Genomic DNA, 12833 nt, shown 5'->3' with positions numbered 1-12833 from the left:
TAAGGAAGCGCTTCCATATTTAGGTTAGTGGCTATTGTTAAACAGGTCAATAGTTTAATTTAAATAACAAATGGGTGCTCACAAAATCACACTGACACAACACAGGGCTATAAATATGAAAAAAAGCTTAAACACTAACAGGTTACACATGCTCCCCATTTTAATAGGAGGACTGTGCGTTTTAAGTGGGTGTAATAAACAAGAGATTAACGCAAATAATAGCCAAGGCGCCGTAGCCAAAAAGGCTGAGCATGAGCAAGGTGATTTATCACTTTGGCCAACGCTTAAAAGCAAGGTAGTGAAAACGCCCGAAATTGAAAATACAATTGCACAGTATTTAAAAACAATGACGCTTGAGCAAAAAGTAGCGCAAATGATCCAACCTGAAATTCGCGATATTAGTGTTGAAGATATGCGCAAATACGGTTTTGGTTCGTATTTAAATGGCGGTGGCTCGTTCCCAAATGCTAATAAGCATGCAACGCCTGCAGATTGGATAACGCTTGCTGAAAGCATGTATCAGGCCTCGGTTGATGACTCAATTGATGGCAGTAAAATTCCAACCATGTGGGGCACCGATGCAGTACATGGGCATAATAATGTGATTGGGGCGACGTTATTCCCGCACAATATTGGTTTAGGTGCTGCTAATAACCCCGCATTAATTGAGCGCATTGCAGCAGCTACTGCAATAGAGGTAATGGCAACAGGTATAGATTGGGTGTTTGCACCGACTGTTGCGGTTGTGCGCGACGACCGATGGGGCAGAACGTACGAAGGCTACTCAGAAGACCCTGTAATTGTACGTGAGTATTCAGCCGCAATTGTAAACGGATTGCAAGGCAGAGCCGATGAAGACTTTTTAAGTGATAAACGCGTAATTAGTACCGTTAAGCACTTTTTAGGCGATGGCGGCACAGTAGATGGTGACGATCAAGGCGATAACATTGATAGCGAAGAGGTGTTATATAATATTCATGCGCAAGGTTATATAGGTGGCTTAACCGCAGGTAGTCAGTCGGTTATGGCATCGTTTAATAGCTGGAATGGTAAAAAAAATCACGGCAATAAGCACTTACTTACCGATGTATTAAAAACAAAAATGGGTTTTGATGGCTTTGTTGTAGGAGATTGGAACGGACACGGACAAGTTGCAGGCTGTACAAATGAAAGTTGCCCGCAGGCTGTTAATGCGGGGCTTGATATTTTTATGGTGCCAACGGGTGCTTGGAAACCACTTTATGAAAATACAATTAAACAAGTAAAAGCGGGCACAATAACAATGGCGCGAATAGATGACGCCGTAGCACGTATTTTACGCGTTAAATTACGTGCAGGTTTATTTGATAAACCAAGTCCCGCAAATCGAAAATATTCAGGTAAATTAGAACTAATAGGTGCGCCAGCACATCGCGATATTGCCCGCCAAGCGGTACAAGAGTCGCTAGTACTGCTTAAAAACAACAACCATTTATTACCGCTTAACCCATCAAGCAACATACTTATAGCAGGCGATGCGGCCGATAACATAGGCAAGCAATCGGGCGGTTGGAGTATTACGTGGCAGGGAACTAATAATCAAAATGCAGATTTTCCCGGAGCAACGTCTATTTATGCGGGGCTAAAAACGCAAATAGAAGCTGCTGGCGGTAACGCTATTTTAAGCCCAGCGGGTGAGTTTAATACCAAACCCGATGTAGCCATTGTTGTATTTGGTGAAGAACCATACGCAGAGGGACATGGCGATAAAGACAACCTTGAGTTTGAACGTAACAATAAACGCTCTCTTAAAATATTAAAAACATTAAAGCAGCAAGGTATTGCGGTGGTGTCGGTGTTTATATCAGGCAGACCAATGTGGGTTAACAGCGAGCTAAACGCGTCAGACGCATTTGTAGCAGCATGGCTTCCTGGCACTGAAGGGCAAGGCATTGCTGATGTTTTATTATCGGATGCAAATGGGAAGATACAGTATGACTTTAAAGGTAAATTGTCGTTCTCGTGGCCTAAATCGCCACTACAAACCGCAGTAAATAAGGGCGATGCTGATTACTCGCCATTATTACCCTATGGCTTTGGCTTAACGTATAAAGATGAAAGTACGCTTAGCAATAATCTAAATGAAGACTCAGGTGTTGATATTAGTAACCTTGCGCCACTGTCTATATTTAATGGCAGCTTTAAAACACCGTGGCGTTTGTTTTTAAATTCAAACAGCGAGCAGCACCAAGTAGCAAGTAACAGTGTAAAGCTTGGTAGCATTACTTATCGCACTGAAGACAAAGCGATTCAAGAAGATGCGATGCAATTTAATTTTGATGGCACTGCAGCCAGCTACATCGAAATTAATAGTAACTTTACCGAAGACAAAGTGGCCTACATTGAAGCAAATTCCGCCCTTAGCTTTAGCTATAAAGTAAACCAAATACCTAGCTCGCAAGCATACCTTGCAATGAAGTGCGAACAAGGCTGTGGCGGCGAGCTTGATATTACCCGTGATCTTGAAAATGCTGATTTAAATACATGGCAAACCATGAGTATAGATTTAACGTGTTTTGCTAAAAAGGGTGTTGATTTTGCCAGAGTAACCAGCCCTTTTATTTTTAAAACGGCAGGCGAGCTTAACGTTTCAGTTGCAGATATTAGCTTTGAACCACAAGGCGCTGAAACAGCAAAAATAAAGTGTGAGTAGTAGAGTGCTTATAAGTTAAGTTTATTGTGTATTGTCTCAAAGCCCTTAGTAATAAGGGCTTTTTTTAAAGAGGATATTTATGCTGGGCAATACTGTTTTAAAAACTCATGATGAGATGGTAATTGGCTTACGCGTTGCTCTATTTGTTGCTTAATACCGTGTAAAAAACGGGTGAGTTCTTCATCGCTCATCATGCTGGCTATTAAGTGATGTTGATTAGGCTCAATACCTTGACCAAGCATAACTTGCACCCACGAGTCGACTCTAAAAATGTCGCCATCGTCTAAAAATACACGGCCGGTTTGTTTAAACAAATCAATTTTATGCTGAAGTGTTTTTGGCACTTCCATGGCGCTACAATGTTGCCAAAACTCACTGTCATCGCGATTAGTTACTTTGTAGTGCAGCACAATAAAGTCGCGAATATTTTCGATTTCGCTTTTAAGTTGTTTGTTGTATTCGTCAATTGCGTGATTGGTAATGCCATTAAACGGAAATAAACGCATAAAGCGAATAATACCCGACATAATTAAGTGAATGCTGGTGGACTCAAGTGGCTCTACAAAGCCGCTAGCAAGGCCAAGCGCTAGGCAGTTTTTGTTCCAGCCTTTTAAGCGGCGCCCTGTTTTAAATTTAATAATACGTGGCTCTGTAAGCGCCTCGCCCTCAATGTTACTTAATAAGAGCGCTTTGGCTTGTTCGTCATCCATATATTGGCTGCAATAAACTAATCCGTTGCCGACACGGTTTTGCAGTGGTATACGCCATTGCCAGCCGCTTTTGTGGGCAATAGAGCGGGTAAGTGGCAATACGGTATCGCTGGTTGATTTTGTTTGCACCGCAATGGCGCTATTACACGGTAGTAAATGCGACCAGTCTTCGTAGCCAGTATGTAATGCTTGCTCTATTAATAAGCCTCTAAAGCCGGTGCAATCAATAAAAAAGTCGCCGTTAATGTGCTCGCCATTATTTAAAATCAATGATTCTATATGGCCCGTTTTAGTGTTTTTTACTACTTTTTGTATTTTACCTTCAATGCGTTTTACACCTAATGGCTCAGAAAATTCACGTAAAAACTGTGCGTAACGCGTGGCATCCATATGGTATGCATAGTTGATGGGGTTTTGCTGATTAAACGCAAATTTACCGGCTTTAGCCGCTTGCAGCTCGTAGCAGTAATCGCCAAATGGATTGTTTATTCCAAGTGCTTTACCTTGCAACCAAAAGTGATGAAATTCACCCGCCCAACATTCTTTGCCCGTTGCGCCAAATGAGTGAATATAATGCGTGTTTTCATCGCCCCAGTTTTCAAAGCTAATACCGAGTTTAAAACTGGCTTGAGTGGCTTTCATAAATGCTTGCTCGTTTATACCCAGCAATTTATGAAATGTACGAATAGGCGGAATTGTTGCTTCGCCAACACCTACAGTGCCAATATCGTCAGATTCAACAAGAGTTATGTTTATATTGCTACCAACTAGTTTAGCAAGTGCTGCTGCGGCCATCCAACCTGCAGTGCCGCCTCCAGCAATTACTACGTTTTTAACAGCATTTGTTTTAGTCATTATGTGGCTGCCCATTATTTGATAAAAGATGATTTAAAAGCGCGCGATTACTTGGCAGTCCATTTAAGCACTGCGCTATTTTTTCGCGATTTTGCTGATAATAGTAATCCCCAGTACGTGGGTCGTTAAATGTATTTTGTGCAGATACTGTTTGTGTATTAAAGCCCATGCCATATAAAACGTATTGATAACTGCTTGATGAAAACACTTCTTCGTTTTCAATAAAATCAAAGCGGCTAGGGGGCTGAAATTGCCAAAGTTTAAGTAAGTTTTGCAGGCGCTCGGGCGCGGTATTTAAATTACTAATATCTTGCCAATAAGGAGTGTCGTCGCGCTCGCTTAGTACATAATGAAGTTTTAAAAACTCAATAACGCGCTGCCAACGAGTGCTAAAGCGGCTGTTAAAACGACTTGCAAGCTGGCTCATGTGGGTGCGGTTTTGCGGTAGTTGCTCGCTTATCATGCTAATTGAAAGTTCAACCATAGCAAGAGCTGACGCTTCAAGCGGCTTTAAAAAGCCAGCTGACATACCCACGGCAACACAGTTTTTAATCCAAAATTGTTGCCTGTAACCAGGGCTGAATTTTAATACACGGTAGGTAAGTTGCTCAGCTTGTTGCTCACTGGTGCTTTTGGCTATGTAGCTTTTTAGTGTATTTGTTGCGCTTTCATCGCTTTGATATTTACTACTAAATACATAACCTGTACCACGGCGTGTTGGCAGGGCTATATCCCAAATCCAGCCGTTACTTTGCGCTGTAGATAGCGTAGCAGAGGCAATTGGCTGATCGATGTGTGCATTAGGTATTTGCGCCGCAACAGCGCTGTTATTAAATAAAATATGATCTTGCGCTATAAACTCACTATTAAAATGCTCACCAATTAAACGAGCACGAGAGCCTGAGCTATCTATAAATAAATCACCTGTTATATCGCCATTATTATTTGTTTTTAATGAAGCAATATAGCCATGTTCGTCGTTAATAACCTCGGTTACATCGTCAATAATATGTGTAACGTTTAGATTTTTAACACAGTGATTTTTTAAAAACTCAGCAAATTTACCCGCATCTAAATGATTGCCATAGTTGGTGACCGCTGCATATTCGGGTGTTTGTAATTGCTTTGGTGCAAGTGCTGCTTGGCATACAAAGCTTTGCATATTAACAACGTCGGCAAATTTTTGATCAGGTGCAATACGTTGCCAGCTGGCGTGTAAATTAGTGTGCTCGTAGCCTTGTGGATTCATAAAAGGGTGGTAGTAGTTTTCTCCCTCGCTGAGGTTGCGCCAATTTATAAATTTAGAACCTTGTTTAAATGACGCGTCGCACTGGGTTATAAAATCAATTTCTTTAATGCCAATGCGCTGCAGCGTGTTACGCATTGACGGCCATGTGCCTTCGCCCACACCCAATATAGGCACGTTTGCCGACTCCACTAACGTTACATTAAGGTGCGGGTGTTCGGCGGCTAATAAGCCTGCGCTTAGCCAGCCGGCAGTACCACCACCTAAAACGACTATTTTTGTTATTGGTTTGGTCATGAGTTAACACCCTAAAGTTGATAACAATTAAACTAGCATTAATACTGTTTTAAATACAAAAAAGCCGCTAGTAAAAACTAACGGCTTTACTTTGTATTACCTTTAGAAGTTGTAACGCATACCAATATTGTAACGTGCACCTAGCTGTTGTAGGTTCCACAATTGTGCTGACGTACGGCCATGTTCGCGGCTGTTTTGTTCAGTAATGTTAAGGCCTTCAACAAAAAACGATAGTTGTTCGCTGTAGTTGTACGCAACATTAAAGTCGATTTGATAATATTCTTCAGTAAAGCCAGGCTCGTTTACGTATCGAGCTGCGCTATTTAAAAACTTATCACGCCAGTTGTAAGCAATACGTGCTTGAAAATCATCGTTTTCGTACATTGCAATAAAGTTGGCTGTATCGCTTAAACCCACTAGTGCAAATTGTGTAGTAGTAGGGTCAGCGTTTACATCAAAGTCTATGTCGCCATTAACTGTGGTGTAGTTTGCTTGCACACCAAAACCGCTTTCACCAAAAAAGTGTTGAAAGGCTATTTCGAAACCATCAATAGTGGCATTTTTATTGTTGGTAGGTACTTGCGCTGTAAATTCTAGTAATGGGTCGTCGCTGTTAGCAATTACATCGTAAGCGGCTTCAAACTCTTCGTAGGTCATAGAGTCAAAATCAACGCCATTTTCTGTTGCGGCAACCATTTGAAATAAGTTCGAATCGGTTAGAGCAAGTCCGCGAGATTCTAGCTCAGCAATGGCAGCTTGAGCGCGAGGGCCCGCTGTTGCATCGCGTAACCCGTAGTAGTTTTGCGTCATGGGTGTTAAACCAATAAAGTTTTCGATGTCTTTAGTGTAATAACCTACCGACACATAACTTGTTTCTGCAAAGTACCACTCAGCCGATACATCAATATTATCTGATTCAAGCGGCACTAAACCAGGGTTACCCGTTGACGCTGTAGCTGGTGATGAACCCGCTAAAAGAGTAGGGGCACCTGGTACACCAACAGTCGCTGCTGAACTTAAGTTGTCGTAAGTTGGGCGAGCAATTGTTGTGCTATAAGAAAAACGCGCTTTTACGTTTTCAATTACTTCTATGTCAAAGTCAAAGCTTGGTAAAAAGTGATCGTAGCTAGATTTAAGCGTGAAATCTTCTTTAGCCGAGCCAAAACGAACATTAAAGTCGTTATTACCTTCCCACGCTACTGCGTTAGGTAAGTCGATATTAGCCGTTGAGGTAATGTCGGTAGACTCTTGGCGCGCGCCAATTACAATGTTGTATGGCATATCGCCAATGTAGCCGTTGTAAGTAAATTGCACAAACGCTGCGGTGATATCTTCTTCAATGGTGCGGTTAGTTGCAAATGCGCCATCGGCTGCAAAGTTAAAGCCGTATTCTTCACCTGCCCAGTAACCAATTTGCGATGCGCTGCCGGTATAACCTTGGTTGTACGAGCCCGATGTATCGTAGTCGTCAAACTCAGCTAAAAAGTTTGTTGGGTTTAGGTAGCCATCAGGTAGTTCGCCTGGGTTTTCGATACCCCAGTTACCCATAGTATTACGTGTAAGTGATTGCAGTGAATGGCTTTCCATAGAGCGAGACTCTATACCAAAGTCAATTGCGCCGTTTTCAATTTCGTATTTACCATGGATTCTAAATTCTGTTATTTCAGACTCTTGGCGAGCAAAGTTAGAATCTAAAATAGACGTACCCACATCAGAGGCATCTAACGTGTTATTACAATTTAGGTTGTCTCGGCGGCAATCATCAAAATCGATACTCATTGATGGAAGTTCGCGGCTAAAATCAACTTCTTGTGCGTTAACTACGTTTGCGCCTAAGCCTGCGTTTACCCAGCTGCCGTAAGGTGCATCTGGTTTGCTAGTGGCTTTTGAATTGTGCGCATCAAACATAAAGCTTAATTCTGAGTTGAAATAGTACTCAACGTTTAAACCAATAGAGTCGTTTTGGTTAACTTGGTTTAACTCTTGAAACGCTAAACCTAAATCGCGTGTTTGCTGATCGCGACGTTCTTCTCGGTAATAAATAGGAGTTTTTACTGTGTTGTCGTCAAATGTTAGCGCGCTTTTGTAGTTATCCATCCAAATTGATTGCTCGGCACGGGCTTCGAATAAATCTTGCTTAGAATATGTGTAATCAAGCGTGGCTGTTAAATCATCAATTGGGCTGTATTGCAGCGTTAATTGCGCGTTTGTACGAGTACGTTCTCTGTCGGCAATGGTGTAGCGCAAATCTGATGGCATTGAATAAAGCTGGCCAACGGCGGGTGCATTAGTTAAAACAATATCGTCTGCAGCTTGTGGGATTGTGCCGTCAAAAGCTGATGTATTCCATTGATTTACAAACGCACCTGTTGATGAGCTATCGCGCTGTTGCATGCTTGCAGTTAACGAGGCACCAAATTTAGCTTCACTGTCGGTCCAGCTAATTAAACCCGAAAGCTCAGGTGTTATGTCATCACCAACGCGGTTTGTTGAGTCGTGTAATGCTTTTACGCCAATGCTTGAAACAAAGCCAGGGTTGTCGAGTGGGCGAGCCGTATTAATATTAATTGTTGCGCCAATACCACCTGATGCAATGCTTGCTTTACCCGTTTTATATACTTCAACCGATTTAACGCTATCAGACGCTAAGTTTGCAAAATCAAATGCACGAGAGCTAGGTGTACCACCGCCTGCAGGCAAAGATGCCGCCGGCATTGTACGCCCGTTTAGGGTTACCATATTGTAGTCGGGGCCAAAACCACGAACCGTTACTTTAGAGCCTTCACCATTTGAGCGATCAATCGACACACCCGTAATACGCTGTAGCGACTCGGCTAAGTTGGTATCTGGGAATTTACCAATATCTTCAGCTGATATTGCATCTACAACACCGGCGGCGTCGCGTTTTAAACGAGTCGACTCTTTAATACTGCTTTTAAAACCAGTAACTTGGATTACTTCAACATCTGTATTTGCTTCTTGTGCATATACAGGCAAAGAGATTGATGCACCTAAAATCAGAGATAGGCTGGTCGCTATCTTTGTTTTTCTTACAATATGGTTGGACATTCGGTTTCCCTCGCGCTTTTATCATTATTATTAACAGCTTGTATGGGGCTGTTATTGTGTAGTTATAAACATTGTCAAATGTGTGGAAGCGCTTCCAGAAAGATCTATTTAACTAAATTTTGTGGAAGCGCTTCCAGAAATGCTAGTTTATATTTTGAATAGGGTCAACTGTTGTTTTAATAAAATGAGACTAAATTGTTTTTAAAATGTATGTTTTTTGGATTTAATTTTATTTAAATCATAAATTACAATTGGTTATAAAAATCCGTTTGCAATAGTACTGTAACAACATTTTATTATAAGAAAACCAATTATTGATTAATTTAGTTATTTACACATTTTTATAAGGTGTTTAAATCAGCTTTTAATACTAGCTAAAATTAATAAATCGGCCGTTGGTCACTCAACAAAAAATAGGTACATTTGCTAACTTAGCGAAAATGCCGATGTAGTGATTATGTACAACGCAATTGATGAAAACGCATCAAGCGGCGGTTCTATCTCAGTTTATGAATCGGTCATTAAAAACCAGTGGTTGTTTAAAAAATCGTTAATTAAATCACTAAAAAGTAACGTAGTTTTTGCAGAAGATGGTTTAAAAATAAACTTATAAAGTATTGCGCATAAGGTGTTGCGAGTCGCTAGTTTTATCGCTATTTTAAAGGCTCTCTCATAGATGGATTTTATTATGCGCATTAAATTTTTAGCGAGCTTTTATTCTTTCTTCTTGTTTGCTCTGTTTGGTTGTGAAGATCAAAGTATGGCAATTCAAGGTAGTCCTCAGCTAAATAATAATGTAAGTAACTCACCCTCTAATCTCAAAGTAAACACGCCTCCAGCAGCTCAAACAAACGAACCCGCTTTAGTAGTCGGTATGCTAGCAACACATTGTAATAGTAATGAAGCAGCCTACATTAACGCAAAAATGCATAAAGTTGTGCGTAACCCAGATGAAAATACAGCCTACAAGTTAGAGCCTACCGATAAAGTGCTTTCTATTTGCGTTGCAAAAGATGACTCATCGCTTAGTTATCGATTTGGTAGAGTTAATGACATAGGGCTTGAAAAAGAAGCAACACCAGATGCACCATTTGGTAGTTACTACAGGCAAGTAGGGCGTATTGGCGAGAGTATTTTATTTTTTAGTAACGGCGAATATCACTACTATATTATTAACTCAGGCGGTATGGGCAGCGGTGTAACCGTTAATGTTTATAAAAACGATACATTAATAACTGAGCTGTTTTCGGGAAATGATCCTTACGATGATTTTGTTATAGCAACCGATTTAAACTTCCCTAAAAAATTGGTTATCGAAAAACAGCCATTTAATAAGCAAATGCAGTAAATAATGACTCCACAGCAGCAAAACGTTATAGAGCAAGGGCATTGGTTTAAAAACCGTAGCGCTTATTTAAAAAGCTTTTTATTAACGCAGGGCAAAACGCTCTCACTAAAGGCTCAGCAATCATTATTTTTGCGAGGTGATAAGCACGATGGAATTTATGCAGTACTTAGCGGCGTGGTGCGTATTAGTGGCGTAAGTAACGAAGGCAAAGAAGCCGTATTGAGCTTTATTGATTCATCACTGTGGTTTGGCGAAGTTACCTTGTTTGATGGTGGCCTGCGTACTCATGACGTATATGCACAAACTGATGTTGTGCTTTTTTACGTGCCCCAACGCGAGCTTGAACAGCTATTAAACAAGCAGCCACAATATTGGCAAGAGTTTGGTTTATTGTTGGCACAAAAGTTACGCCTAATGTTTAGCTCAATGGAAGATCACGCATTACTAAGCGCTGAGCAAAAAGTATGCAATCGACTTTTAATGCTCAGCGAGCATACAGAGCACTTAACACCACTTGTTTTATCTCAGCAGCAACTTGCTGATATGACCTACCTAACGCGCCAAACTATTAATCAAATACTGCAACAGCTTGTTAGCCTACAAGCCATTAGTTTGGGGTATCAACGCATAACTGTTTTAGATAAACAAAAGTTACAGGCGCGTGCTACACAAGCTTAAATAGAGACTGTTTTATTTAGTTGGAACCAAAATTGCTACAGATAATGTAACGCAACAATGGATTTGAGCTAATGACTACAATAACCTTTAAAAATCAATATAGTAACTATAAATCTCCTGCAGTAAATAAAGCGGCAGGTCCAAACGAAGTTGCGGCAACTAATACCCTCCCTAACGTAAAAACAAGTGATGCTAAAGGCATTACCTCAGCCCCTAAAAAACCAACGTTTTTAGAAAGTGCCCAAGAAGCACTGGTTTATCAGCGCTTAGGCGTAAACAAAAACAAGATAGACGAGCTAAAAGCGATAATAGAAGAGCTCACTAAAGAGCTACAAGGTCAGGGCGCAGACCCTAGCGCAATTGCTGATAAAATAGAGGAACTTCAAAAAATGCTTGAGCAAGAGTATCAAAAAGGGCGCGAGCGAACGGATATGAAAGGTGAGCATGAGCTAGGTAAAATAGTTTCTGCATTTGTTTAATTTACAAAATGTCGGATACCTGACATTGTTGCTGTGTCTACTTTTGCTAAAGTAAGTTTTATATATAAAAATAAAGGCAAAACAATGAAAACACTTCAACAGCAACTTGGTAAATATGGTTTATATCATCGTTCTAAACGCAACGTACTAACTCACTTTTTTGGTATTCCGCTCATTGTATTTGCAGCGTTGTGTTTACTAGCGCGCATTCAAATACCCCTTGGTAGCGTAGTAATTGATGGCGCACAACTTTTTGTATTAGCGTCGGTTGTTTATTATTTTATGCTGAGCTTTTCGCTTGGCTTTATTATGGCCGTGATATTCACTTTACTCCTTGTTGGTGCTCAGCCTATTGCGACAATGGCGTTTTGGCCTTGGTTGAGTATTGGCGTAGGTGTGTTTGTATTTGGCTGGGTATTACAGTTTATTGGGCACTATTACGAAGGTAAAAAACCGGCGTTTGTAGATGACTTAATTGGTTTAATTATTGGCCCTTTGTACGTAACTGTTGAACTACTATTTTTAATGGGTTTTTACAAAACATTAGAAGATGAAGTAAACGCAATAGCAGGCCCTACAAAAGCGTAAAATACATTACTAAGTACTTTAATAAAACCTAATAAATAACAATAAAAGGCAGATAACGAATGCAATATAATAATAAAACCGTGTGGATCACCGGCGCATCATCAGGTATTGGCAAAGAGCTTGCTATACAATTTGCCGAGCTTGGATCGCGCGTTATTTTATCGGCGCGCAATGTAGATAAATTAAACGATTTAAAAGCAACGCTTAAAGGCGAAGGGCACTTAGTTGTGCCACTGGACTTAGCACAGCCAGAGCATGTACTGAGTACAATAACAGCAAAAATGAGCGATCTTCCTGCAATTGATATTTTAATTAATAACGGCGGCGTATCGCAGCGTAGCTTATTTTTAGAAAACGACTTTAACGTGTATCGCCAGTTAATGGAGGTTAATTACTTTGGCTTAATTGCACTTACTAAAGCTGTATTGCCTACTATGGTGGCAAGGCGCAGTGGCTCAATTGTGTCTATTAGTAGTGTGGCGGGTAAAGTAGGTTCAAAATTTAGAACAGGTTATTCGGGTTCTAAATATGCGGTTGTTGGTTTTATGGATTGCCTACGTGCAGAAGTTAGCGAACATAACATTCATTGTTTAACAATTTGCCCTGGCTCTATTAAAACAGCAATAGCGCATAACTCACTAAACGAGCAAGGCATAGCGCAAAATAAACCAGAAGAGTCGATAGAAAATGGCATGGATGTAAGCGTAGCGGCTACAAAAATGATTTGTGCCATTAGTAATAAAAAAGACGAAGTGATTATTGGCAAAGGTTTAAGTGGTTGGGCGCCTACAATTAAGCGCTTTTTTCCTACTTTGTTTAATCGCATTACCGCAAAAACAAACTATAGGTAGCGTCGTTTATTTCAAAGGCG

General features: G+C 40.6%; 10 protein-coding genes. 7 read left to right on the top strand and 3 right to left on the bottom strand.

The genetic code is table 11. The annotated features are described in order from the left end of the window. Window positions 1-115 precede the first annotated feature (115 nt). Entirely contained in the window at window positions 116-2692 is a 2577-nt protein-coding gene (locus ABX891_RS11000) for a glycoside hydrolase family 3 protein (protein ID WP_354629497.1), read from the top strand. A gap of 77 nt (window positions 2693-2769) precedes the next feature. Here ABX891_RS11000 and ABX891_RS10995 read toward each other — a convergent pair whose 3' ends face one another. From ABX891_RS10995 to ABX891_RS10985, 3 genes are all read right to left on the bottom strand, one after another. Further along, window positions 2770-4257, bottom strand: coding sequence for a tryptophan halogenase family protein (locus tag ABX891_RS10995; protein ID WP_354629496.1), 1488 nt, complete (start codon window positions 4255-4257; stop codon window positions 2770-2772). Then, window positions 4250-5800 carry a tryptophan halogenase family protein gene (locus ABX891_RS10990; RefSeq protein ID WP_354629495.1) on the bottom strand — a complete coding sequence of 517 codons (1551 nt, stop codon included), beginning with the start codon at window positions 5798-5800 and terminating at the stop codon, window positions 4250-4252. Before ABX891_RS10990 ends, ABX891_RS10995 begins: the two co-directional genes overlap by 8 nt. Before the next feature lie 102 nt (window positions 5801-5902). Beyond that, entirely contained in the window at window positions 5903-8869 is a 2967-nt protein-coding gene (locus tag ABX891_RS10985; protein WP_182197215.1) for a TonB-dependent receptor, read from the bottom strand. Between the two features lie 457 nt (window positions 8870-9326). Between ABX891_RS10985 and ABX891_RS10980 the strand changes: the two genes are divergently transcribed. The 6 genes from ABX891_RS10980 (at window position 9327) to ABX891_RS10955 (ending at window position 12813) form a co-directional block, all read left to right on the top strand. Continuing rightward, entirely contained in the window at window positions 9327-9482 is a 156-nt protein-coding gene (locus tag ABX891_RS10980) for a hypothetical protein (RefSeq protein WP_259395740.1), read from the top strand. Window positions 9483-9557: 75 nt separating this feature from the next. Then, the gene (locus ABX891_RS10975; RefSeq protein WP_354629494.1) at window positions 9558-10217 is read left to right on the top strand and encodes a hypothetical protein; all 660 of its coding nucleotides are present in this window, start codon (window positions 9558-9560) and stop codon (window positions 10215-10217) included. 3 nt (window positions 10218-10220) lie between these two features. Continuing rightward, on the top strand, window positions 10221-10895 hold the full coding sequence (locus tag ABX891_RS10970) for a Crp/Fnr family transcriptional regulator (RefSeq protein WP_290192934.1): 675 nt from the start codon (window positions 10221-10223) through the stop codon (window positions 10893-10895). Between the two features lie 71 nt (window positions 10896-10966). After that, window positions 10967-11374, top strand: coding sequence for a hypothetical protein (locus ABX891_RS10965; protein ID WP_354629493.1), 408 nt, complete (start codon window positions 10967-10969; stop codon window positions 11372-11374). Window positions 11375-11458: 84 nt separating this feature from the next. Next, window positions 11459-11962: an Mpo1 family 2-hydroxy fatty acid dioxygenase gene (locus ABX891_RS10960; protein ID WP_354629492.1), complete on the top strand. Its 504-nt coding sequence runs from the start codon at window positions 11459-11461 to the stop codon at window positions 11960-11962. 59 nt (window positions 11963-12021) lie between these two features. Beyond that, window positions 12022-12813: an SDR family oxidoreductase gene (locus tag ABX891_RS10955; protein WP_354629491.1), complete on the top strand. Its 792-nt coding sequence runs from the start codon at window positions 12022-12024 to the stop codon at window positions 12811-12813. Window positions 12814-12833: the final 20 nt, after the last annotated feature.

Source organism: Pseudoalteromonas sp. NCIMB 1079, from assembly GCF_040567695.1.
In the GTDB taxonomy this organism is placed as follows: domain Bacteria; phylum Pseudomonadota; class Gammaproteobacteria; order Enterobacterales; family Alteromonadaceae; genus Pseudoalteromonas; species Pseudoalteromonas distincta.
This window is presented reverse-complemented; position numbering and strand designations above follow the sequence as displayed.

Coding starts and splice junctions, on each gene's coding strand:
- ABX891_RS11000 (WP_354629497.1), top strand. CDS start 116: ATGAAAAAAAGCTTAAACACTAACAGGTTACACATGCTCCCCATTTTA.
- ABX891_RS10995 (WP_354629496.1), bottom strand. CDS start 4,257: ATGACTAAAACAAATGCTGTTAAAAACGTAGTAATTGCTGGAGGCGGC.
- ABX891_RS10990 (WP_354629495.1), bottom strand. CDS start 5,800: ATGACCAAACCAATAACAAAAATAGTCGTTTTAGGTGGTGGTACTGCC.
- ABX891_RS10985 (WP_182197215.1), bottom strand. CDS start 8,869: ATGTCCAACCATATTGTAAGAAAAACAAAGATAGCGACCAGCCTATCT.
- ABX891_RS10980 (WP_259395740.1), top strand. CDS start 9,327: ATGTACAACGCAATTGATGAAAACGCATCAAGCGGCGGTTCTATCTCA.
- ABX891_RS10975 (WP_354629494.1), top strand. CDS start 9,558: ATGCGCATTAAATTTTTAGCGAGCTTTTATTCTTTCTTCTTGTTTGCT.
- ABX891_RS10970 (WP_290192934.1), top strand. CDS start 10,221: ATGACTCCACAGCAGCAAAACGTTATAGAGCAAGGGCATTGGTTTAAA.
- ABX891_RS10965 (WP_354629493.1), top strand. CDS start 10,967: ATGACTACAATAACCTTTAAAAATCAATATAGTAACTATAAATCTCCT.
- ABX891_RS10960 (WP_354629492.1), top strand. CDS start 11,459: ATGAAAACACTTCAACAGCAACTTGGTAAATATGGTTTATATCATCGT.
- ABX891_RS10955 (WP_354629491.1), top strand. CDS start 12,022: ATGCAATATAATAATAAAACCGTGTGGATCACCGGCGCATCATCAGGT.